Source organism: Flavobacterium sp. GNP001, from assembly GCF_054343775.1.
This window is the reverse complement of the sequence record NZ_JBTGUX010000001.1, coordinates 2,569,646-2,593,927: the sequence shown is the minus strand read 5'-3', so window position 1 is coordinate 2,593,927 and position 24,282 is coordinate 2,569,646. Positions and strand designations below refer to the sequence as shown.

General features: G+C 36.2%; 15 protein-coding genes. All 15 read left to right on the top strand.

Annotated elements, in window-relative coordinates; all coding sequences use genetic code 11:
- Nucleotide 1 precedes the first annotated feature (1 nt).
- The 15 genes from ACXX8U_RS11110 to remB all read left to right on the top strand — a co-directional run bounded on the left by ACXX8U_RS11110 (nt 2) and on the right by remB (nt 24,227).
- Nucleotides 2-1,387, top strand: coding sequence for a vanadium-dependent haloperoxidase (locus tag ACXX8U_RS11110; RefSeq protein ID WP_458565905.1), 1,386 nt, complete (start codon nt 2-4; stop codon nt 1,385-1,387).
- Entirely contained in the window at nt 1,387-2,304 is a 918-nt protein-coding gene (locus ACXX8U_RS11105) for a GyrI-like domain-containing protein (RefSeq protein ID WP_458565904.1), read from the top strand. The genes ACXX8U_RS11110 and ACXX8U_RS11105 overlap by 1 nt, the downstream gene beginning before the upstream one ends.
- A gap of 134 nt (nt 2,305-2,438) precedes the next feature.
- Nucleotides 2,439-3,743: an MFS transporter gene (locus ACXX8U_RS11100; RefSeq protein WP_458565903.1), complete on the top strand. Its 1,305-nt coding sequence runs from the start codon at nt 2,439-2,441 to the stop codon at nt 3,741-3,743.
- A gap of 16 nt (nt 3,744-3,759) precedes the next feature.
- Nucleotides 3,760-4,686, top strand: a complete 927-nt coding sequence (locus ACXX8U_RS11095; RefSeq protein WP_458565902.1) for a carbohydrate kinase family protein — start codon at nt 3,760-3,762, stop codon at nt 4,684-4,686.
- A 5-nt stretch (nt 4,687-4,691) separates the two neighbouring features.
- Nucleotides 4,692-6,428: an alpha-amylase family glycosyl hydrolase gene (locus ACXX8U_RS11090; RefSeq protein ID WP_458565901.1), complete on the top strand. Its 1,737-nt coding sequence runs from the start codon at nt 4,692-4,694 to the stop codon at nt 6,426-6,428.
- A gap of 25 nt (nt 6,429-6,453) precedes the next feature.
- Complete coding sequence (locus tag ACXX8U_RS11085; RefSeq protein ID WP_458565900.1) at nt 6,454-7,668, top strand: MFS transporter; 1,215 nt, start codon at nt 6,454-6,456, stop codon at nt 7,666-7,668.
- Nucleotides 7,665-9,533, top strand: coding sequence for a trehalase family glycosidase (locus ACXX8U_RS11080; RefSeq protein ID WP_458565899.1), 1,869 nt, complete (start codon nt 7,665-7,667; stop codon nt 9,531-9,533). Before ACXX8U_RS11085 ends, ACXX8U_RS11080 begins: the two co-directional genes overlap by 4 nt.
- A gap of 62 nt (nt 9,534-9,595) precedes the next feature.
- Nucleotides 9,596-10,021 (top strand): CBS domain-containing protein, encoded by a 426-nt coding sequence (locus ACXX8U_RS11075; protein ID WP_458565898.1) that lies wholly within the window; start codon nt 9,596-9,598, stop codon nt 10,019-10,021.
- A 157-nt stretch (nt 10,022-10,178) separates the two neighbouring features.
- Entirely contained in the window at nt 10,179-12,476 is a 2,298-nt protein-coding gene (locus tag ACXX8U_RS11070) for an NADP-dependent malic enzyme (RefSeq protein WP_458565897.1), read from the top strand.
- Nucleotides 12,477-12,563: 87 nt separating this feature from the next.
- Nucleotides 12,564-13,145, top strand: coding sequence for a Holliday junction branch migration protein RuvA (gene ruvA / locus ACXX8U_RS11065; protein WP_166133092.1), 582 nt, complete (start codon nt 12,564-12,566; stop codon nt 13,143-13,145).
- A 24-nt stretch (nt 13,146-13,169) separates the two neighbouring features.
- The gene (gene sov, locus ACXX8U_RS11060) at nt 13,170-20,315 is read left to right on the top strand and encodes a T9SS outer membrane translocon Sov/SprA (protein ID WP_458565896.1); all 7,146 of its coding nucleotides are present in this window, start codon (nt 13,170-13,172) and stop codon (nt 20,313-20,315) included.
- A gap of 93 nt (nt 20,316-20,408) precedes the next feature.
- A complete protein-coding gene (gene gcvH, locus ACXX8U_RS11055; RefSeq protein ID WP_306263891.1) occupies nt 20,409-20,789 on the top strand; it encodes a glycine cleavage system protein GcvH in 381 nt (126 codons plus the stop codon).
- Complete coding sequence (locus tag ACXX8U_RS11050) at nt 20,782-21,165, top strand: VanZ family protein (protein WP_458565895.1); 384 nt, start codon at nt 20,782-20,784, stop codon at nt 21,163-21,165. The genes gcvH and ACXX8U_RS11050 overlap by 8 nt, the downstream gene beginning before the upstream one ends.
- A 175-nt stretch (nt 21,166-21,340) precedes the next feature.
- Nucleotides 21,341-22,084, top strand: coding sequence for a deoxyribose-phosphate aldolase (deoC, locus tag ACXX8U_RS11045; protein ID WP_458565894.1), 744 nt, complete (start codon nt 21,341-21,343; stop codon nt 22,082-22,084).
- 19 nt (nt 22,085-22,103) lie between these two features.
- A complete protein-coding gene (gene remB, locus ACXX8U_RS11040; RefSeq protein WP_458565893.1) occupies nt 22,104-24,227 on the top strand; it encodes a gliding motility outer membrane protein RemB in 2,124 nt (707 codons plus the stop codon).
- Nucleotides 24,228-24,282 lie beyond the last annotated feature (55 nt).

Genomic DNA, 24,282 nt, shown 5'->3' with positions numbered 1-24,282 from the left:
AATGAAACGACAACATCTTATTATATCTCGAAGTAAGTCCATGATGATTGGACTAGTTGTTATTTTAACAGCATTAAGTTCTTGCAAGAAAAAAGAAAGTATAGAAGTTACCACCGATGATTTTTGTGCAGCGGTCGATACCGTAACAGGCATAATGGTTCATGATATCTTTTCACCACCTGTGGCTAGTCGTATTTATGTGTACCCAAACGTTGCTGCTTATGAGATTATAGCGCAAAACAATAGCAATTATAACAGTTTACAAGGTCAGTTGAACGGTCTTGATTCAATCCCAGTTTTAGACCCAAAAAGTGGTGTCAACAAAAACTTGGCAGCCATAATTGCACACATGGAGCTGAGCAAGCAATTGATTTTTTCTGAAGAAGCACTCGAAAAATACCGCGACAGTTTGTACACTAAATGGAGTGATGAAAATTCCGAGGAGTTTGAAGCTTCTAAAACCTATGCCTTGAAAGTAGTAGAGCGTATTGCCGCTTGGATGGCCAAAGACAATTATAAGCAAACTAGAACTTTTTCTAAATATTCAGTAAATGCGGATGAGCCGGGCCGTTGGCAACCTACACCGCCATCATATATGGACGGAGTGGAGCCACACTGGGGAGAAATAAGAACTTTAGTAATGGATTCTGCGGCACAATTTAAGCCAAAAGCGCCATATCCTTTTTCAACGGATAAAAATTCTGCATTTTACAAAGATGCTCTAGAAACCTATCAAATAGGAAATACAATTTCTGAAAAATTACTCGCCATTGAAAAAAACAGAAAAGGAGTTATTCCTGAAGAGTCTGACATTGCTTCATTTTGGGATTGTAATCCGTATGCAACGGTGGTGCAAGGTCACATGATGTTTGCCAAAAAGAAAAACACACCCGATGCACATTGGATTAATATCACCAAAATTGCTCTCAAAAAAACAAAGGCGGATTTTGAAACTACTGTTTTTGCATACACAAAGGCGTCTATTGGTATTTTTGAAAGTTTTATCAGCTGTTGGAACGAAAAGTACCGAAGCAATGTCATTCGCCCAGAAACCTATATCAATCAAAACATTGATGAAAATTGGCGTCCGCAACTACAAACGCCTCCTTTTCCAGAATATACCAGCGGTCACTCTGTTGTTTCGTCTTGCTCTGCTATAATTTTGACTTCTATTTTCGGAGATAATTTTAGTTATGTTGATGATTCAGAGGTGCCTTTTGGCTTACCAAAGCGCTCTTTTAAATCTTTTCAACAAGCTGCAGATGAAGCATCAATTAGTAGGTTGTATGGCGGAATTCATTATCGTGCAGCTATTGAAAATGGAGTCGTTCAAGGTAAAAATATCGGAGATTTTATTACTAGTAAATTAAAAATGAAGACAAAATAATGAGTATTAAAAAGAAAATTTGGATTGGATGCAGTGTGTTTTTTACGGCTTTTTTAGGATGGTACTTTTTAATTAAACAATCAGATTATACCATTCATTTCAAGGTAGAAGCTGCACGAGCAACGGTACAACAAGGAATTAAAGAATGGGCAGCTAGTCGAGAACAAAAAGAAGGAGTGAAATATGTATTAACCCAAAAAAGCGGCTTTTCTCAAGTAAGTTATACCCTAACCCAAGGACAAAAACAAGTGGTTTACGATTGGGAAGTGGTTTCGAAGAATGATTCGGTTGTTTCCGTCAATGTTGGCATTACAGAAATAAAACAGAGTTGGTATAATAAACTGACAGTTCCTTTTTTTGAAACTGATTTTAAGAAAGAGCAGTTGGAAAAAATCACTGATTTTAAAAAAGGTCTTGACGCGCATCTTAAAAATTTTAAAGTAAAAATAGAAGGTCCGGGGAATTCTAATGAGGAATTCGTGGCATACATTGCTCTAAAAAGTGTAGTACAGGAAAAAGCCCAAACCATGATTGCTAATGATGCGATCATAACTGGATTTTTATACACAAACAAAATTAAGATAACAGGAAGACCATACGTTGAGGTAACCAATTGGGATCAAGAAAAAGAAACTCTTGAATTTAACTACTGCTTTCCGGTAGCAAAAAATACCAAGATAATTCCTCACAGTACGGTTAAATTTAAGACCTTGCCAGTAATCAAAGGTTTGAAAGCTACCTATTATGGGAATTTTAGAACGTCAGACCGCGCTTGGTTTGCCCTGCAAGATTATGCAGAGCGAAATAATTTACAGCTAGAACATAGTGTTTTGGAGCATTTTTTAGCTAATCCATTTAATGGTGGTGATGAACTAAAATGGGAAACAAAAGTGATTATTCCTTTTCAAAAAAAATAGCATAACTTTTTTACTTGTTTAATAGCAGTCGAAAACGTTTTCGGGTCTTCCGAAAACGTTTTTTTGTTTATTCTGTTTTTATTTGGCGATTTTAAAATTAAGTTTATGAAAAATTAACAAATTAAGCAACCAGAATGAATTTAAAAGTAAAATTAAGTTTTTGGCAAATTATCAATATGAATGTTGGTTTTTTTGGCATTCAGTACAGTTTTGGTTTGCAACAAAGCGCCGTAAACCCGATATACGACTTTTTACACGCTAGTCCTGATGAAATTCCAATTTTAAATCTCGCTGGTCCGCTTACAGGATTAATCATTCAACCCATAATTGGAGCAATGAGTGACAAAACTTGGCATCCAAGATGGGGTCGACGCAAACCTTACTTTTTTATTGGAGCGCTAGTATGCAGTTTGGCTTTGTTCTTATTTCCGTTTAGTAGTTCACTTTGGATGGCGGCTGGTTTACTTTGGATTCTAGATGTAGGTAACAACACTGCAATGGAGCCTTATCGTGCTTTCATAGCTGACACGTTGAATGAAGAGCAGCAACCTACCGGTTTTCAAGCACAAAGTTTTTTTACAGGCTTTGGGCAATTTTTAGCTTATATATCCCTGTTTTTGTTTCCAATAGTTTTCGTGGGTTACACGGGATCATTACCCACTTGGATTTACGCATCCTTTTTTCTAGGTGCAGTTTTGTCTATTACTTCTATTTGGTGGAGTATGAGCAAAACTCAAGAAATTCCGCCAACTCAGGAAGAATTAGCAGCTTTGAAAGCAGAACCTCTAAATGTTTTTTCACCTTTTATAGATATTTACAAAGCAGTTTTAGAAATGCCAAAAGTGATGTGGCAGCTGTTTTTGGTCTACCTTTTTCAATGGTATGCCATGATGTGTTACTGGCAAAATAACTCTAAAAGTATCGCACTTTCAGTTTGGAATGTTACACCAAGTAATCCTCAAGGATACGAAAAAGCGGTAGAGTGGAATGGGTTAATTGGTGCGTTTGGATTTATAGTGACTTTTTCAATTGCTTTTTATTTAGCCAAACTCGCTAAAAAACATGGTGCCAAAATGATTCATTTTGTCTGCTTGCTGTTTGGTGCAGTTTCGCTTTTGTGCTTTCCATTAGTCCAAAATCAATATTTGTTTTTTGCGGTTGTAATAGGTTATGGAATTGCATGGGCTAGCATGATGGGAATTCCTTATTTAATGGTAGTAGCGGTTATTTCAAAAGAGCGCTACGGAGTGTATATGGGAATCATAAACATGATGATTGTGATACCAATGATTATTCAAAACGTTTCTTTTGGATATGTGCTGCGTAATTTTTTAGATAATGATCCGCGCCAAGCCATAACATTTGCAGGAGTTTTACTTGTTCTAGCAGCATCATCAACTCTTTTAATTAAAGTTAATAAAAATAAGATTCTCGAATAATACAACGATTTATATAATGAAGAAAATAGACATTCTCTGTGTAGGCGAGGTTCTTGTTGATTTTATTGGTCATCAAGAAGGGGTGATGATAAACGAAACTAGAGACTATCATCGGTACTTAGGAGGTTCGCCTACTAACGTAGCGATGAATGCAACTCGATTGGGATTAAATACCATAATGGTTGCTACCGTTGGGAATGACGGTTTTGGGACTTATATTGCTGAGCGCTTGAATGAAGTAGGAGTAAACACTAATCATCTTTCTGTTTTAGATGACAAATCAACAAGTGTGATTTTTGTATCAAGGTCTGAAGGTACGCCTGATTTTATACCCTATCGCTCTGCCGATTGTTGTATTTATGAGCAACAAATCACCAAAGATATTTTGGCTAACACCACTATTTTTCACACCACTTGTTTTGCTTTGAGTAAAAATCCAGCTCAAAAAACCATCCTGAAAAAAGCGCAAGAAGCGTATGATTTGGGTTGTAAATTAAGCATCGATTTAAACTATGCGAGCAAGTTGTGGAAAAGCCAGAAAAAAGCCTTCAAAGTTATTGATGCGTACTGCCAATTTAATCCCTTGATTAAAATAAGCGAAGATGATATGCTACGACTTTTTGAAAAAGAATTGCCACATGAAGAAATTTTTAAATTTTTTCATGATAAAGGAGTCGATACTGTTTGCCTCACTTTAGGTAGTAAAGGGGTAAAGCTTTCGCAAAAAGGTCATCAAATTATTCAAATGCCAGCTATTAAAATTGATAAAGTAATGGACTCTACTGGGGCAGGTGATGCTTTTTGGTCGGGTTTCTTATTTGCTTATATCAAAGAAAAATCAACGCAAGAATGTTTAGATATTGCACTTAAACTGGCAGCTTTGAAATTACAAAATGTGGGTCGTTTGCCAGATAATATTAATATTCTTTCCAAACTATTATAAATATCATGCAGCACAATAGTCCTACAATTAGCAACGGAGTAATGCTCAATGTTTATCCAGATAGTATTGGGGTAAAACTGAGTGATTCTATCTCGATGCTTAAAATGACAGAGTTCAAAGATGTTTTTTCGTTGCTCTACGTTTTGCCAACCTTTTTTAATAGTGATTTAGATCGCGGTTTTTCTATTATTGATTACAATATCAATAAAGAATTAGTCTCTACAAATGATTTAAAAGAACTGGAGGAACTCAATATAAAATTAAAATTCGACATCGTTCTAAATCACCTGTCGGTCGCGTCTCCGCAGTTTAAAGATCTTTTGCAACATGGAAAAGATTCCAAGTACAAAGATTTTTTTATCAATTGGAATGAGTTTTGGCAGCACGACGGCGATTTAAATGAGGAGGGAATCCGAATTCCGAAACCAGAATTTCTCAATAAATTATTCATGAGAAAGTCAGGTTTGCCTATTTTGAAAGTTCGATTTCCTGATGGTTCTGACCAACCGTATTGGAACACTTTTTATCAGCAAATCACATACAATCCGATAACAACCGAAGATTTACAAGCGGTTCAAAATTTACCACAGGAGCAGTATGCAGATGTCTTGGCTGTAGCCAATGAGGCAATTGCAGCACAAAAAGACTTGGCAACTATTAATTTTAAAAATGCTGCTAATTTTAGCTCGCAAATTGTACAAATTATTGAGCAAAAGCGCTCTTACTTGGGGCAAATGGATGTAAATGGAGCTTCAGAATTGGTGTGGCAATTTTATAATGAAACTTTAGAAAAATTGAAGGATTACGGTTGTACAATTCTTCGTTTGGATGCCTTTGCTTATTTGCACAAGCAAGTAGGTGAATCCAATTTTTTTAATAAACCCGGTACTTGGGATTACTTAGAGCGAATCAACCAAATTGCTAAAAAAAATAATTTAATGCTATTGCCAGAAATCCATGCGGAATACGGCTTGCATTTGCATGACGAAGTAGCTACAGAGGGTTATTATATTTATGATTTTTTCCTACCAGGACTCACCTTACACACTATTGAAAATAAAAACAGTGGCGCCTTAAACCGATGGGCCAAAGAAATTGTTGCCAAAGGTTTTAAAACCGTGAACATGTTGGGTTGCCATGATGGTATTCCGGTTTTGGATTTAAAAGGAAAAGAAGTTAATGGCGTTTACAATAAAGGCTTGCTCGAAGATGCTGAAATCGAGTCGATCATGAATACAATCATGGAACGTGGCGGGCGTGTTAAAAATTTATACGATCCATCCGGCAAAAAAATCTCTTACTATCAAATCAACGCTACTTTTTATAGTGCTTTAGGCGAAGACGATCAAAAATTACTTTTGGCGAGAGCCATCCAGATGTTTGTTCCTGGAATTCCTCAAGTATGGTACTTGGATATTTTTGCTGGTAAAAACAATTATGCAGCGGCTGATGCAGGCGGTAGTGCCGGTCACAAAGAAATTAACCGAACTACAATTACTCTTGATGAGGTTAACGAAGGTTTGAAAACTACTGTTGTCCAAAAACAACTTGAAATTATTCGTTTACGAAATACCGCTCTTGCCTTTTCAGGACAAGTGCAAATTGACGATTCTGATGTCACAAAAATTGATATTAGATGGGTAAAAGATCAATCTGTTGCTCATTTAAAAGCTGATTTATTAACGCTAAGTTTTACTATTGAGCATCAAGAAAATGATGCAACGCACATCTTAAATTTTTAACTAAAAAAATATACGAGTTTAGACTATGAAAAAAAGTACAATCAAGTTAGCCATGTATCTCAATTATTTTGTGTTTGCCATCTTGCTCAACAGCGTGGGTATCGTGATTTTAAAAGCCCAATCCAATTATGGTGTTGATGAGGTGCAGGCCAGCGTTTTGGAGGCTTTCAAGGATTTGCCAATTGCAATTGTCTCGTTTTTTATTGCTTCTTTTTTACCTAGAATAGGTTATAAAAAAGCCATGCTTATTGGTCTGGCCTTGGTGACACTGGCGTGTATTGGAATGTATTTTGGAAATTCATTTGCTGCAGCAAAAATTTTATTTGCCACAGTGGGCGTTTCTTTTGCATTGATCAAAGTTTCGGTCTATTCCTTAATTGGTACCATTACAGATAATCAAAAAGAACACAACAGCTTGATGAGTAGTATTGAAGGTGTTTTCATGATTGGTATTGCCTTGGCTTACTTTTTATTCCCAGCCTTTAATTCTACAGCCAATCCTGATGCATGGCTAAATGTGTATTGGTTACTGGCGGGTAGTGCGTTACTCTCGTTTGTTTTTTTGTTTCTCGCCAAGTTTGAAAATCCAAAAGAAATAGCCGGTGTAAATCTTGCTGATGATTTTAAACAAATGTTCCAATTATTAGCCAAACTATTGACCATTGTTTTTGTAATTAGCGCCTTTTTGTTTGTCATGATTGAGCAGGGAATCATGTCGTGGTTGCCTACCTTTAATAACAAAGTACTTCATTTGCCAGAAAACATTAGCATCATGATGGCTAGTATTCTGGCGGTTTCGTTAGCGGTTGGTCGTTTATTGGCAGGTTTTTTAACTCAAAAAATAAATTGGATTTGGGTGCTAAGTTCCTGCATTGTTTGTGCCATGTTGATAGTAATTTTTGTTTTACCCAAAGCTGTTGGCTTGCAGGTAAATGAAGTGACAAGTTTAGGCGATATCCCTTTAATTGGTTTTGCATTTCCACTCGTAGGCTTGTTTATTGCGCCAATTTATCCGTTATTAAATTCGGTGGTTTTGAGTGCTTTGCCAAAAAGTTTGCACAGTTCAATGACGGGTTTAATTGTTGTTTTTTCAGCACTTGGTGGTACTTTAGGCTCCCGAGTGATTGGTTATTTATTTAAAAATCAAGGACCAGAAAATGCGTTTTATTACACATTGATTCCAATGGCTTTGCTTTTGATTTCATTTTTCATTTTAAAAAAATTAACGGTTAGGTCATGAAAATCTTATTGAATGTTGATCAGGTATTTAGTGCTTTATTAGCACAAGAAGATACCGATAAAGATAAAAAAATCACCAAAGACGATATTGGTCCGAAACGATTTGTATTGGTTGATGAAATTACGAAAAATGAAGTAGTCATTGAGGGTACCTATCATTTATCCAATTTATTACAAGAGTTAGCGGAGCTAAAAAACGTAAAGTCTGTTTTGGGAGAAGTCGATCTCAATCGAATTCAAGAAGATCCAGTCGAACGGATTTCAAGAAAAATTCGTGACGATTATTGGAATGAATTAACCCGAACTATTGATAAAAAAGGATTAGCTCAAATTCTTGAAGACGAAAAAACTTCAAGTGCTTTAGCAACGCTATATGTGGCAGCGACTGATGCTCAAGGTGTAGCTTATTTTAAAGATTTAGAAACTAAGTTTTCTAATTTTCAAGTAACGGTTTTACCTGAAGGATATTCAGTCGATCATGTTGCAACTTTAGATAAAAGTCCAGGTGTTTTGGCGCTTGCTTTACAGCAGAAATTATACAGTTTACAAGGGGTTCCTTTCGTAGTTCCTGGCGGTCGCTTTAACGAAATGTACGGTTGGGATAGTTATTTTATTGGTGTAGGGTTACTCATTGACAATCATTTTGAGAAGGCAATTGCAATAGCAGATAATTTTCAGTACCAGATAAAACATTACGGGAAAATACTAAATGCTAACCGAAGTTATTACCTAACACGCACGCAACCTCCATTGTATTCTTCATTGCTAATCGACATTACAAAAAAACGCGCCGTTCCCAAAGAGTGGTTGCGCTCTCATCTTGAAACGGTGATTTTAGAGTACGATTCGGTATGGATGGTGCAAGGAAATCGGCTTACACCTACAGGTCTAAACCGATATAAAGCCGATGGTGTTGGAATGCCTTTTGAGGTAGAACCAGGCCATTTTGACGATATTTTAGAACCTTATGCCAAAAAATACGGCTTGCCGATTCGCGAATTCGAGCAAAAATATTTAGAACGTACTTTAGTTGATGAAGATTTGGATGAGTACTTTGTTCACGATCGCAGTATGAGAGAGAGCGGGCATGATACTACCACTAGGTTTATCAATACTTGCGCCAACTTGAATTCGGTTGACGTCAATAGTTTTTTATACAAATACGAAAAAGATATTGCGTATTTGATCGCGACTCATTTCGAAGGTGTTTTTGAAACTGCTTCGGCTGTTTATACCACAGACGATTGGGAACAGAAAGCACATTTCCGAAAAGAAAAAATGAACGAGCTTTGTTGGAACGAGGCGGCAGGAATGTTTTTTGATTACGATTTTGTCAATAAAAAGCAATTTCCTTTTGAGTCAGCTACTACATTTTTTCCGCTATGGGCAGGCTTGTGCACTCAGGAGCAAGCCAAGCAATTGGTAGAGGTAGCGCTTCCGCAATTTTTACAAACGGGCGGAATTACAGGCAGCACAAAAGCAAGTAGCGCGAACCTTTCGGCAGATGCTCCACAACGACAATGGGATTATCCTTTTGGCTGGGCACCGCATCAAATGTTGCTTTGGGAAGGATTACTGCGTTACGGTTACCGCGAAAAAGCCAAAGAAATGGTGTACCGTTGGCTGTGGTTGATTACCAAAAATGCCGTCGATTACAACGGTACAATTCCTGAAAAATTTGATTTACAAATTAGTTCTCACAAGGTTTTTGCTGAATATGGTAATGTAGGGACCGAATTTAATTACATCGCTAAAGAAGGTTTTGGATGGGTTAATGCCTCCTATCAATACGGTTTACAAATTTTAACTCCAACCATGCGTGCCGATCTAAGTAAACAAATTTCGCCAGATTTGCTTTTTAAATAAATCGTATTTTGTAATTGCAATCTATTTTTTCATAACTTTATAGTTCACTAAATGAATAAGTTATGACAGTTGATCAAATTTTAAGCAGCAAAGGGAAAGAAGTAATTTCTATCCTATCGACTAATACGGTTTATGAAGCACTCACCGTGATGAGTGAAAAAAACATCGGTGCCATTCTGATAATTGAAGATGCCGTTTTAAAAGGAATTCTATCAGAGCGTGATTATGCTCGAAAAATTGTTCTAAAAGACAAGTCATCTAAAAAAACCTTGGTGAGTGAAATTATGGAAACCACGGTTATTACGGTACAACCTTCAGATAATTTAGACTATTGCATGGAGTTAATGAGCAGCAAACGCATCAGACATTTGCCAGTTCTTGAAAATCAAACTGTTATAGGGTTGATATCCATTAGTGATGTGGTAAAAGCCATCATCGAAATTCAAAAAGACACCATCAATCATTTGAATACCTATATTTCACAATAGGATCTTTTGCATAATCAATAAAAAAAGCCTCTGATTACAGAGGCTTTTTTTATTTTTAAGACTTGTTAATCATGCATTTTTAGAAAAGAATAGGATAAAAGCTGACTTTTTAAACCAAGTCTTCTATCTTTGTAGGCTAGAATAAAATCTAAAAAAAATGGACAAAAATAGTAGAAGAAAAGAAGCATTATTATACCACGCGAAACCAACGCCTGGAAAAATTCAAGTAGTTCCTACAAAGAAATATGCAACACAAAGAGACCTATCGTTGGCCTATTCTCCAGGTGTAGCAGAGCCTTGTTTAGAGATTGCAAAAGACATTAATAACGTTTATAAATACACAGCAAAAGGAAATCTTGTAGCAGTAATTACCAATGGTACTGCGGTTTTAGGACTTGGGGATATTGGTCCCGAAGCATCAAAACCTGTAATGGAGGGAAAAGGATTGCTGTTTAAAATTTTTGCCGATATCGATGTTTTCGACATTGAAATTGGGACAAAAGATATCGAAGAGTTTATCCAAACTGTAAAAAACATTGCCCCAACTTTTGGAGGTATCAACCTTGAGGATATTAAAGCTCCAGAGTCGTTTGAAATTGAACGTCGTTTGGTTGAGGAATTGAATATTCCGGTAATGCATGATGACCAACACGGTACAGCTATCATTTCATCTGCGGCTTTGTTAAACGCTTTGGAATTAGCTGGTAAAAATGCTGAGGATGTGAAAATGGTCGTGTCAGGTGCGGGTTCAGCTGCATTGGCGTGTGCTGATTTGTACGTTCTTTTGGGCGTAAAAGTCGAAAATATTTTAATGTTCAACAGTAAAGGTTTATTAACCAAAGACAATCCGAGTTTGTCTGAATTACAATTGAAATACGCAAAAGATATTCCGTCGATGTCATTGGCTGAGGCTTTGGTAGGATCGGATATTTTCTTGGGTCTATCAACAGGAGGTTTAATGTCGCCTGAAATGTTATTGACCATGGCAGACAATCCTATTGTTTTTGCAATGGCCAATCCAGACCCTGAAATTGATTATAATGTTGCCCTCGCTACGCGCAAAGATGTAATTATGGCCACAGGAAGATCAGATTTTCCTAATCAAGTAAATAATGTTCTTGGGTTTCCTTACATTTTTAGAGGAGCGTTAGACGTGCGTGCTACCAAAATTAACGAAGCTATGAAAATGGCTGCCGTAAAAGCTTTAGCACTTTTGGCAAAAGAGTCGGTTCCAGAGCAAGTAAATGTGGCTTATGGCGCTACAAAATTAGTGTTTGGTCGCGATTATATTATTCCAAAACCATTTGATCCACGTTTGATCTCGATTGTGGCACCGGCTGTAGCCAAAGCTGCTATGGAATCAGGCGTAGCACTTAATCCGATTACAGATTGGAAAAAGTACGAAGACGAATTGAACGATCGTTTGGGTAACGACAATAAAATGGTGCGTTTGATTACCAATCGCGCTAAAATGGATCCAAAACGAATTGTATTTGCAGAAGCAGATCATTTGGATGTATTAAAAGCAGCTCAAATTGTACACGAAGAAGGTATTGGTTTCCCAATTCTTTTAGGAAATAAAGAAATTATTTTAGAGTTGAAAGAGGAAATTGGTTTTGATGCTGATGTTGAAATCATTGATCCAAAAATCAACGAAGAAAAAGAGCGTAGAAATCAGTTTGCAAACACATATTGGTCTTCAAGACAAAGACGAGGTATTTCGTTACTTGATGCTCAAAAATTAATGCGTGAGCGCAACTATTTTGCAGCAATGATGGTGAATGAAGGCGAAGCTGATGCTTTGGTTACGGGACATTCAAGAAGTTATCCATCAGTTGTAAAACCAATGATGCAGTTAATTGATAAAGCGCCTGGCGCTTCAATCATTGCAACTACAAATATGATGATGACCGCACGTGGACCAATGTTCTTGGCCGATACGGCAATTAACATCAATCCTTCGGCTGATGATTTGGCTAAGATTGCAGTAATGACCGCTAAAACAGCTAAGATGTTTGGTGTAGAGCCTGTAATTGCAATGGTTTCGTTCTCTAATTTTGGATCGTCACCAAGTGATAGTGCAGCAAAAGTGCGCGAGGCGGTAGCTTATCTTCATAAAAATCATCCAGACATGATTGTTGATGGTGAAATTCAAGTAGATTTTGCGCTTAATGCAGAGATGCTTTCAGCTAAATTTCCGTTTTCTAAATTAGCAGGAAAAAAAGTAAATACTTTAATTTTCCCTAACTTAGATGCAGCTAACATCACTTATAAATTGTTGAAAGAATTGAATAAGTCTGACTCCATAGGGCCAATCATGCTAGGAATGGGCAAACCAGTTCACATTTTCCAGCTGGGTGCAAGTGTAGAAGAAATGGTTAATATGGCTGCAATTGCAGTTATTGATGCACAAGAAAAGGAGATGAAAAAAAGCAAATCCAATTCAATTAAATAAGCACCAAATAATTAGCATCTGTTAAAGTGCCGTTTTCGGTTCAAACAGATGCTAATTTTTTTATATTTGACACAATTTTAAACCGTCATGATAGCACATTTACAAGGAAAACTAGTCGAAAAGTCGGCAACACACGTAATTATCGACTGTGGCGGCGTGGGCTACCATGTTAATATTTCGTTGCACACCTATTCGTTACTGCCAACCAATGATTTGATAAAGTTGTATACGCATTTGCAAATTAAGGAAGATGCGCATACGCTTTTTGGTTTTATGGAAAAATCAGAGCGCGAAATTTTCAGACTTTTATTATCTGTTTCCGGAATTGGTGCTGGTATCGCACGTACGATGCTTTCGTCATTAAATCCCAAACAAATTACCAATGCAATTGCTTCAGGTGATGTAGGAACCATTCAATCTATTAAAGGAATTGGTAGTAAAACTGCGCAACGCGTGATCCTTGATTTAAAAGAAAAAGTGCTCAAATTGTTTGATTTAGATGAAGTTTCAATGTCGCAAAGCAATACAAATCGTGATGAGGCGTTATCAGCTTTGGAGGTGTTAGGATTTGTGCGTAAAAGTGCTGAGAAAGTCATCGAAAAAATTGTTAAGGATGATCCCGAAGCTTCTGTAGAATCCATCATCAAACAAGCGTTAAAAAACCTATAATAGTAGTCAAGAAACCAGCGATATATGCATAAAATTTGTACTTTTTTACTTGTTTTATTTTGTGGATTTTCAGTCCATTCTCAAGTAGAACAAGTGGCTCAGGATACAGTTAAAACTGGGTTTTCTGTTGGAAAAATTCAATTAAAAAACCCACCAAGTATTCGTTCTGCTTACACCTATGATCCTGTTACAGATCGTTATGTTTATACGAGTTCTTTAGACGGTTTGTCTATAAATTATCCCATTTTCTTAACACCAAAAGAATACGAAAAATTGATTCTTAAGGAATCAATGAGGGATTATTTTAAGAAAAAAGTTGACGCTATTGAGGGTAAAAAAGAAGGTAGCGACTTGGCTAAAAAAGATCTTTTGCCTCGCTACTACGTTAAATCAGGCTTGTTTGAATCTATTTTTGGTAGCAATACTATTGATGTTAGACCTACTGGTTCAATTGAAATGGATTTAGGAATACGTTACACCAAACAAGACAATCCTTCATTTTCGCCTCGAAACAGATCTAATTTATCTTTTGATTTTGATCAACGTATCAGCATGAGTTTAATGGGTAAAGTAGGAACCCGATTGAATGTAAATGCTAATTACGATACGCAATCTACTTTTGCTTTTCAAAATTTAATTAAACTCGATTACGCTCCAACCGAAGACGATATTATTCAAAAAATTGAAGTGGGTAACGTGAGTATGCCACTTAACAGTTCCTTAATTCGTGGCGCACAAAGTTTGTTCGGGGTAAAAACCCAATTGCAATTTGGTAAAACAACGGTAACGGGTGTGTTTTCTGAGCAAAAATCTCAGACTAAAAGTTTAGTAGCACAAGGCGGCGGTACGATTGAAAATTTTGAGATGTTTGCCTTAGATTATGACAGTGACAGGCATTTCTTTTTATCGCAATACTTCAGAAATAGATACGATAAAGCTTTAGCAAATTACCCATTTATTGACAGTAGGGTACAAATTTCGAGAATAGAAGTTTGGGTAACCAATAGGCAAAATAGAGTAACTACTACTAATAATAACTTGCGTAATATTATCGCGTTACAAGATTTAGGAGAAGGGCAGCTGTCTGACACACCGGATACTGAAGTTGTAGTTTTAAATCCATCAACAGGAATCTTTAATAATCCGGTAGATACGCCTGCCGACAATACGAATAATGATTACGATCCTGCACAAATTAATGCTGGAACGGGTTTGTTAAATCCAAATATTCGTGAAATTGCTACAGCCAATTCTGGTTTTAATAGAACTGTAAACGAAGGACAAGACTACTCTAAACTTGAAAATGCTCGTAAATTAAATCCAAACGAATATACCTTTAATCCGCAATTAGGTTTTATCTCTTTGCAACAACGTTTGGCTAATGATGAGGTTTTAGCAGTAGCCTATCAGTATACTATTGGTGATCAAGTTTACCAAGTTGGAGAGTTTGGTAATGATGGGGTAGATGCTACTGTAGTTACAGGGAATACGCCTGCAACACAAGCCATTATTTCGCAAAGTTTGATTTTGAAAATGCTGAAAAGCAATTTGACAAACGTGACCAACCCGGTTTGGAATTTGATGATGAAAAATATTTATCAAATTCAGGGAGGGTATCAACTTACTCAAGAGGATTTTAGATTCAACATTTTATACACAGATCCATCACCATTAAATTATATTACAGAGGCAAATGGAACTCCATTTCCTGCCAACCCAACAGCTGAAAATAAAGTAGCCGAAACACCATTATTGAAGGTTTTTAACTTAGATAAATTAAATTATAATAACGATCCCCAAGCAGGAGGTGATGGTTTTTTTGACTTTTTACCGGGATTAACAATTGATGCACAAAATGGTCGTATCATGTTTAGTACTAAGGAGCCTTTTGGAGAGTTGCTTTTTAAAAAATTATCCAATCCGAATAGTGGTGAAAACTATAGCAATCCTTCAACTTATAATGAAAATCAGCGTAAATATGTATTTAGAAGCATGTATCGCAGTACGCAAGCGGGCGCTTTACAAGACAGTGATAAAAACAAATTTTTATTGCGCGGTAAATACAAATCTAACGGAAATGATGGAATTCCTATTGGTGCTCTAAACGTTCCTCAAGGATCAGTAGTGGTAACCGCCGCTGGACGAGTATTAGTGGAAGGCGTTGATTATAGTGTGAATTATCAATTTGGTAGAGTACAAATTTTAGACCCATCTTTGCAAGCCTCAAATACGCCAATAGAAATTTCATTAGAAAACAATTCTATATTTGGTCAGCAAACCAGACGTTTTATGGGATTTAATGTGGAGCATAAAATTTCGGATAATTTTGTAGTAGGTGGTACTTTCTTAAAAATGTCAGAGCGTCCTTTTACACAAAAATCAAGTTTTGGTCAGGAGTCAGTAAACAATACCATCTTCGGTTTTAATACCAATTTTTCTACCGAGGTGCCGTTCTTTACACGATTAGTAAACAAACTGCCTAATATTGATACTGATGTTCCTTCAAATTTATCTATAAGAGGTGAAGTTGCATTCTTAAGACCAGACACTCCAAAGGCTGATCAATTTGAAGGCGAATCTACCATTTACGTAGATGATTTTGAAGGCTCACAATCTACCATTGATTTAAGGTCACCTTTTGCTTGGAGTTTGGCCTCGGTGCCAGAGCGTAATACAGCAAGTCGTTATGATTTTGGCGGAAACGCTACCGATTTAAGATATGGTTTCAAGCGAGCAAAGTTGGCTTGGTATGCTATTGACCCAATTTTTTACACCCAAAAACCCGCAGGTATATCAGATGATGATTTATCATTTAATAAAACCCGTCGTATTTTTAGTAGAGAATTATATCCTCTTACTGATATCGCTCAAGGGCAAACACAAGTTATAAATACTTTAGATTTAACTTATTTCCCTACAGAGCGAGGACCTTACAACAATGATTCAAATTTTGCTACCAATCCAAGTGACAACTTTGGGGGAATCATGCGCTCTTTGAATTCCACCAATTTTGAACAAGGAAATGTAGAGTATATTCAGTTTTGGATTCTAGATCCGTACGTTGGTAACGGTCCTGCACCGCAATCTAATACAGGCAAAATTTATTTTAACTTAGGCGAAATTTCTGAGGATATTCTAAAAGACGGTCGTAAGCAATATGAGAACGGTTTAGGTACTGATCAACTTTTGGTGAACCCAAGACCCATTTGGGGAGACGTACCAGCATCACAATCGTTAATTTATGCTTTTGATACCAATACAGCTAATAGAAGAATTCAAGATATTGGTTTAGACGGTCTATCGAATGATTTAGAAGCTCAAGTGTATACTAATTTTGCATCAGAACTAGACCCTGCAGCTGATGATTATCGTTTTTATTTGAATGCAAATGGCGGAATAATAGATCGTTACAAACAATACAACGGTACTGATGGCAACTCTGCCGTAGATATTAACGATGCTAACCGTGGTGCTACAGCTGCTCCTGATGTTGAAGATATTAATCGTGACAATACAATGAATACCATAAATGCCTATTACGAGTACAGTATAGATGTGCAACCGGGTATGCAGATTGGTCAAAATTACATCACAGATATTCGTAACACACAAGAAACTTTACCAAACGGTTCTACAACTTTGGCACGATGGATACAGTTTAAAATTCCGGTTTCGCAGCCAGAAAACACAATTGGAAGTATTTCTGATTTTAGATCGATACGTTTTATGAGAATGTTCATGACGGGTTTTAATGAAGAAGTTACCGTTCGTTTTGGAGCGCTAGATTTAGTTCGAGGAGAATGGAGAAGGTATACCAATACACTTGACTTTAATGATACAAATCTTGCTGACGATAATACCATTTTAGATGTTTTGGCGGTAAATGTCCAAGAAAATAACGAGAGATGCCCAATCAATTATGTAGTTCCGCCGGGAGTACAAAGGGAGCAATTGTTTAATAACAATACCATCATCAATCAAAACGAACAATCGCTGGCATTAAGAGTTTCGGGGAATGGATTAGAGCCACAAGATTCAAGAGCAGTATTTAAAAACGTAAGTATTGACATGCGTCAGTTCAATAAACTTAAAATGTTTTTACATGCTGAGTCTTTACCGGGTGAGATTAGTTTACAAGATGGCCAAATGAGTGGTTTCATTCGTTTTGGAAACGATTTTAATCAAAACTTTTATCAAGTAGAGATCCCTTTAAAAGTTACACTTCCAAATGGGGTATCTAATTCTGATTGTACACCTTTAAACGCAGAGGCTGTTTGGCCTACAGAAAACGAAATCGACTTGCCACTAGATTTATTGACTAAGTTGAAAATTCTGGCCATGAGTATTGACCCCACAACTTTACCACTTGATGGAGTTTATTATCCTGACTTAGATCCTTCAAAACCTGATGGTGATGGTAGTGCTAATTTGCGAATTGGTATTAAAGGGAATCCAAATTTTGGTTTGGTACGCACCTTAATGGTAGGGGTTAAAAACAATGATTTACGAAACGATATTCAAGGCGAAGTTTGGTTTAACGAATTGCGCTTGGCTGATATGGATAACAAAGGCGGGATGGCCGCTGTACTTAATATAGATACTAATTTTGCTGATTTTGCAACTGTTTCGGCAAGCGGAAGAAAAAGTACAATTGGCTTTGGTACTTTAGAGCAAGGACCTAACGAACGCAGTCGCGAAGATGTGCAGCAGTACAATATCGTTACTAATGTAAATATGGGTAAATTGCTTCCGCAAAAATGGGGAGTGAATTTACCATTTAATTATGCCGTTGGCGAGGAAACGATTACGCCAGAATACGATCCTTTTAACCAAGATATTAGATTAAAACAACTTATTGCCGAAACGCCGGAACAAAACAAAAAAGATAACATTCGCAATCGCGCAATTGATTATACCAAACGAACTAGCATCAATTTTATTGGAGTTCGAAAAGAGCGTCAAGCTGAGCAAAAACAACATGTATATGACATCGAAAATTTTACTTTTTCGCAATCGTATAATGAAGTAGAGCGTCATGATTTTGAAATAGAAGAGTATGTTGATCAGCAGGCTAATTCATCCATTGATTATTCTTATGCGTTCAAATCAAAACCTGTTGAGCCTTTCAAGAAAAATAAAATGATGCAAAAAAACAATTATTGGAAAATGTTGAGTGATTTCAATTTCAATTACTTGCCTTCTACAATCAACTTTAATACTAATATCAACAGGCAATACAACCGTCAGCAATTTAGACAAGTAGAAGTAGAGGGTATCGGCTTAGACCCATTGTACCGACGTAACTTTGCTTTCAATTATCAATACGGTTTTAATTATAATTTGACTAAGGCATTAAAATTAAATTATACCGCATCGTCAAGTAATATTGTCAAAAATTATCTCAACGAAAATAACGAACCTATTGACAGTTTCACAATTTGGGATAGTTATTGGGATATGGGTGATCCTAATCAGCACCTGCAACAGTTGGTTTTAAATTATGAAATCCCAATTAATAAAATTCCGCTGTTTGGTTTTGTAAAAGCGAATTATACCTATACCGGTGATTACAGTTGGCAGCGTACCTCAAATGCGTTGTCACAAATTAGTATTGACGGCCAGGATTTCAATTTAGGAAACACGATTCAAAATGCAGCATCTCATAATATTAACGGAACATTCAATATGGAGACGCTTTATAAATATTTGGGTTTATCTAAAACAGCCAAAAAACCAGTTGCTAAACCTAAAACCGCTATTCCTAAACCTGGAGAAAAAATAGTTAATACAGCTCCAAATGTTGCCGATAAAAAGAGTCCATTTGTAGATGGTTTACTCGGAATTTTAACCAGTGTAAAAAACATTCAAGTAAATTATACGCACAATAGCGGAACTGTTTTACCAGGATACACACCAGGAGTTGGGTTTTTGGGTTCGTCTAGACCATCACTTGGGTTTATTTTTGGAAGCCAAGATGATGTTCGTTTTGAGGCAGCCAAGAATGGTTGGTTAACCACATACCAAGATTTCAATCAAAATTACAGCCAGGTCACTAATAAGGTTTTAAAGGCTACTGCCAATGTTGATTTGTTTCCAGATTTTAAAATTGATTTAACATTAGATAGGTCTTATTCGGATAATTTCTCAGAACAATATGATGTTTCTAATGGAATATATAATGCAAGATCTCCATACAATACAGGGATTTTTTCAATATCTACAGTATTAATAAAAACTTCTTTTGCAACTAGCGATCAAAATAATTCTAGTGCTTTTGATGATTTTAGAGCCAATAGGTTAACAGTAGCGAATCGTTTAGCGACGGAGCGCGGAATTGATATTACCAATCCCGCCAATCTTGATCCGGAAGGGTTTCCTAGAGGGTTTGGTAAAAACAATCAAGCAGTGTTATTACCCTCGTTTTTGGCTGCTTACAGTGGTGGCAATGCAACTGATGTTTCTCTAGGAATTTTTAGAAGTTTTCCAATACCAAACTGGGCCATTAAGTACAACGGATTGATGCGTTACGAAATTTTCAAGAAAGCTTTTAAACGTTTTTCATTGCAACACAATTACCGCGCATCGTATACAATCAATGCTTTCCGTTCTAATTTTGAGTTTGATAAGGATCCTGCCGGTTTAGATGCCAGCGGAAACTTTTTTAACAAAACGATCATGTCTAATATCAACTTGGTGGAGCAATTCAATCCGTTAGTTCGTATGGATTTTGAGTTGAAAAGTTCGTTAAAAATTCTAACCGAAATTAAAAAAGATCGCGCTTTGTCAATGAGTTTTGATAATAATTTGTTGACAGAAGTTAAAGGTGTAGAGTATGTTGTAGGGCTTGGATATCGTTTTAAAGATGTAATATTCTCATCGCGCTTGGCTGATAATCCGACCGGAATCATCAAAAGTGATATCAATTTAACAGCCGATGTAACTTATAGAAACAATGAAACATTGGTGCGCTACTTGGATTACGACAACAATCAATTAGCAGGAGGGCAAAATATTTGGACAATCAAACTTAAAGCAGATTATGCATTTAGTAAAAACCTAACAGCTATTTTCTATTACGATCACTCGTTTTCTAAAGCGGTAATTTCAACAGCATTTCCATTAACAAACATTAGATCTGGATTTACACTCCGATATAATTTTGGAAATTAATTTTTGAAATCTGATCAGAATTTCTGTAGAAGATTGTTACATTTGTCTCATAAAAAATCAATTACTAATAACTATTTATCAATTACAAATTAGATGAACATACCAGCAAATTTAAAGTATACAAAAGATCACGAGTGGGTTAGTATCGAAGGCGATATCGCAACAGTAGGAATCACTGATTTTGCACAAAAAGAATTAGGAGATATTGTATACGTTGAGGTGGAGACTTTAGATCAAACACTTGAAAAAGACGAAGTTTTTGGAACGGTTGAAGCTGTAAAAACGGTATCGGATTTATTTTTGCCTATAGCAGGTGAAATTATCGAATTCAACGATGCGCTTGAGAGCACTCCAGAAAGTGTAAATTCAGATCCTTACGGTGCAGGTTGGATGATTAAAGTGAAAATTGCAAACCTTGACGAAGTAGCTACTTTGCTTTCAGATGCAGATTACAAAGCATTAATTGGTGCTTAAAAACATTTATTTTTTCAGCACAATAATTTGGGCTGCAATTATATCTGTGTTTTGCTTAGTCCAATTTAAAAGTGTTCCATTAGGAACTGTATCGCATTTGGATAAAGTAGTTCATGCATTCTTTTATTTTGTGCTTACATTTTTGTTGCAATTATTTCTTAACGAATCGAAGGCCAATTGGTCAAAGAAAGTAGTAAAAACTTATTCCTTTGTAAGTGCTATTTTATTTGGAATAGTCATCGAGTTAGTGCAGGAGACTTGTACAGCAACAAGGCATGCCGATGTATTAGATGTATTAGCAAATACTACAGGAGCATTACTTTCTATAGGAGCATATTCGATGTATGAACGTATCAAATTAAAACATAAGTACTAGTTACGAATTGAAATCCCGCTTCGGCGGGATTTTTTGTTTTGTGCTGTTTTTTTAGAAAATAAAATTCATCGTTTTTTTTATCCTCCGTATTGATTATTACAGCTAGACGCTAACCTTATGTAAAGATAAAATGTATTTTTGTAGAACTAAGCACAGCTTTCCAAAAACCAAAAAAATGGACATCAAGAATTATTTAGACAGCACCTATTTAAAAACAGCTTTGCAGGCAGGAATTTCTGAAGAGCAAAATGATCTATTGGTAGTAAACTGTATTCAAGAAGCAATCGATGAGCAATTCAAGCTCGTTATGATTCGTCCAGAAAAAGTTTCATTGGCATACCACATGCGAGCAGACCAAGAATCTCAAATAAAAATAGGAACTGTAATTGATTTCCCAGGAGGTAAAGCAAGCATTGACGAAAAATTAGATGAAGCCAAAGACGCTATTGCTGCAGGTGCTGATGATTTAGATTTTGTATGCAATTACCAAGCGTTTAAAAATGGGCAAGTAGATCTCATAAAACGTGAAATACTCCTTGGTACACAATTGGGTTTAACGCATCACAAAGTGGTAAAATGGATTATTGAAGTCGCGGCACTCACCGATAAAGAGATCATTCAAATTTGTAGTTTGATTAAAAATGTGGTTGTAAAACATTTTAATCAAGAACAATTGGCTAGTGTTTTTGTAAAATCGTCAACAGGTTTTTTCAAAACCCAAGATAATTTGCCAAATGGAGCGACTGTGGCTACCATAAAAATGATGTTAGAAAATGCAGCACCTTTGCCTGTTAAAGCGGCAGGTGGCGTAAGGACTTATCAAGAAGCGGTAGCGATGATTGACCTTGGGGTAAAGCGAATAGGGACTTCGGGAGCTAAAGAAATTGCCTCAGGTCAAATAACCAAAGATGAATATTAAAAATATAAATACCACCCGCATGAATAAAATTTTAGTAGTAATAGCTCTTTTGGGTACTATTTTCTTTACTTCAGCACAAGAATCTAGCCGAGTAAATCCTCAAGAAGATGCTACTGCAGACCGCTTTCCTGTTTTTACTAATTGTCAAAATTTTCAGGGAGAACAATTAAAAAAATGTTTTTACGATCAAGTACAAGATTTTGTGAATGTTAATTTTGTGGTACCACAAGACTTGATTCAAAATGATTTTAAAGGTAATGTAAAGGTATTGTTTGAAGTGAATGCTGACGGTGTTTTCAAAGTTATTTATACTGATGCCGTTAATGAGCAATTATTACAAGAAACCAAACGTGTGTTTTTGTCTATGCCAAAAGTTTCGCCTGCTACTTACAATGGAAAGCCTACTTATTCAAGGTTTACGATGACAATTCCGATTCCGCTTCAATCTAGAACTGAAACAGTAACAAGTATAAAAGCTGTGTTACCTAATGTGGTAAAAAAAGAGGTTGTACTTACTGAATTGGATAGTATTGTGTATAAAAAATTCGATAGTCCTGAGTTTGAAAGCAATCTTAATATTCCCTTTTCTCATAGTTATTACGCGCAGTTTGATGCAGCGATGAACCAAATGGGTAGTAATAATCACACGGCCTCTAAGCCATTTACCTATGCTCAAGTAGCTAAATATTATGATTTTAAGTCTGTTAATCAATCTTTGCAAAAGAATACAAAAAGTTGGTGGGCAAAGAAATTGTGGAACGAAAATTTAGTACAGATAAAAGGCGAAGATTACTGGTTTACGTTAAATCCGATTCTAGATTTGCAAGTTGGTAGCGCTTCAGATAGTAAGGCATCATACACTTATACCAATACAAGAGGAATTAATTTTAGAGGAGGTTTGGGTAAAAACCTTCATTTTACCACTACAGTTTTTGAAAGCCAAGGTCGTTTTGCGGATTATTACAACAACTACGCCATTTCTATTCGTCCTGACGGAGGAAATCCAGCAATCATTCCAGGAATAGGAATTGCTAAAGAATTCAAGGCTGATGCTTTTGACTTCCCTTCGGCAGATGCTAATTTGACTTTTACGCCAAGTAAATACCTAGACATGCAGTTGGGCTACAGCAGAAATTTTATCGGTGATGGATATCGCTCTTTGTTAGAAAGTGACGGTGCCAGTCCTTATCCTTATTTTAAATTAAACACCAATTTTTGGAAAATTAAATATACCAATACCTATATGTGGTTGAAAGACGTGCGACCTGAGGTGACTACCGAGAGGACTTATGCAACAAAATTCATGGCTAATCATTATTTAAGTTGGAATGTTTCCAACCGACTGAATTTAGGTTTTTTCGAATCGGTAGTGTGGACTAATACAAACGATCGTGGATTTGATGTGAACTTTGTAAATCCTATAATATTCTATCGTTCGGTTGAGTTTACGTCATCTGCGCGAAGCGGAAACGCTATTCTAGGACTGACTTTTAAATACAAATGGAACAATGCCATTAATTTTTATGGGCAGTTTATTTTAGATGAATTCTCGCTTGGCGATGTGAAAGAAGGAGATAATAGTTGGAAAAATAAGTATGGTTACCAAATAGGTGCTAAATATTACAACGCTTTTGGTGTTAAAAATTTATTAGCTCAAGTTGAGTATAATCACGTAAGGCCTTATGTTTATTCGCACAGTGCTGTGATTACAAATTATGGTCACAACAATCAAAGTTTAGGACATCAATGGGGTGGTAATTTTAGGGAGCTAATCGGAATTGCTCGTTACCATCAAGGTAGGTTGTTTGCTGATGCAAAAGTTATTTTGGGTACTCGTGGATTTGATTTTAATACTGCAACCGACTCTTTTAATTACGGAGGAAATATTTATAAAAATTACGACGATCAAAGACCTTTTGATTCTGGTGTAAAAGTTGGTCAAGGAAACAAAACAACAGTTTTTATCGCTGATCTTCAAGCGGGCTATTTAATTAATCCCTCAACTAATTTAAAGCTATTTGGTAGTTTGATTTATCGAAGTTTTAATCCTGATGTTGATACTGTTACCACCTTCAAACAAAATACAACTTGGTTTAGTATGGGGGTTAGAGCAGATATTTTTAATTGGTATTTTGATTATTAATCGCTACCGTATTGATTTTTATACTTTTTTGTGAATTGTTTTTTGTCAAATCCCT

Excerpts from the sequence above, each read along its gene's own strand:
- ACXX8U_RS11110 (WP_458565905.1), top strand. The coding sequence starts at position 2 with ATGAAACGACAACATCTTATTATATCTCGAAGTAAGTCCATGATGATT.
- ACXX8U_RS11105 (WP_458565904.1), top strand. The coding sequence starts at position 1,387 with ATGAGTATTAAAAAGAAAATTTGGATTGGATGCAGTGTGTTTTTTACG.
- ACXX8U_RS11100 (WP_458565903.1), top strand. The coding sequence starts at position 2,439 with ATGAATTTAAAAGTAAAATTAAGTTTTTGGCAAATTATCAATATGAAT.
- ACXX8U_RS11095 (WP_458565902.1), top strand. The coding sequence starts at position 3,760 with ATGAAGAAAATAGACATTCTCTGTGTAGGCGAGGTTCTTGTTGATTTT.
- ACXX8U_RS11090 (WP_458565901.1), top strand. The coding sequence starts at position 4,692 with ATGCAGCACAATAGTCCTACAATTAGCAACGGAGTAATGCTCAATGTT.
- ACXX8U_RS11085 (WP_458565900.1), top strand. The coding sequence starts at position 6,454 with ATGAAAAAAAGTACAATCAAGTTAGCCATGTATCTCAATTATTTTGTG.
- ACXX8U_RS11080 (WP_458565899.1), top strand. The coding sequence starts at position 7,665 with ATGAAAATCTTATTGAATGTTGATCAGGTATTTAGTGCTTTATTAGCA.
- ACXX8U_RS11075 (WP_458565898.1), top strand. The coding sequence starts at position 9,596 with ATGACAGTTGATCAAATTTTAAGCAGCAAAGGGAAAGAAGTAATTTCT.
- ACXX8U_RS11070 (WP_458565897.1), top strand. The coding sequence starts at position 10,179 with ATGGACAAAAATAGTAGAAGAAAAGAAGCATTATTATACCACGCGAAA.
- ruvA (WP_166133092.1), top strand. The coding sequence starts at position 12,564 with ATGATAGCACATTTACAAGGAAAACTAGTCGAAAAGTCGGCAACACAC.
- sov (WP_458565896.1), top strand. The coding sequence starts at position 13,170 with ATGCATAAAATTTGTACTTTTTTACTTGTTTTATTTTGTGGATTTTCA.
- gcvH (WP_306263891.1), top strand. The coding sequence starts at position 20,409 with ATGAACATACCAGCAAATTTAAAGTATACAAAAGATCACGAGTGGGTT.
- deoC (WP_458565894.1), top strand. The coding sequence starts at position 21,341 with ATGGACATCAAGAATTATTTAGACAGCACCTATTTAAAAACAGCTTTG.
- remB (WP_458565893.1), top strand. The coding sequence starts at position 22,104 with ATGAATAAAATTTTAGTAGTAATAGCTCTTTTGGGTACTATTTTCTTT.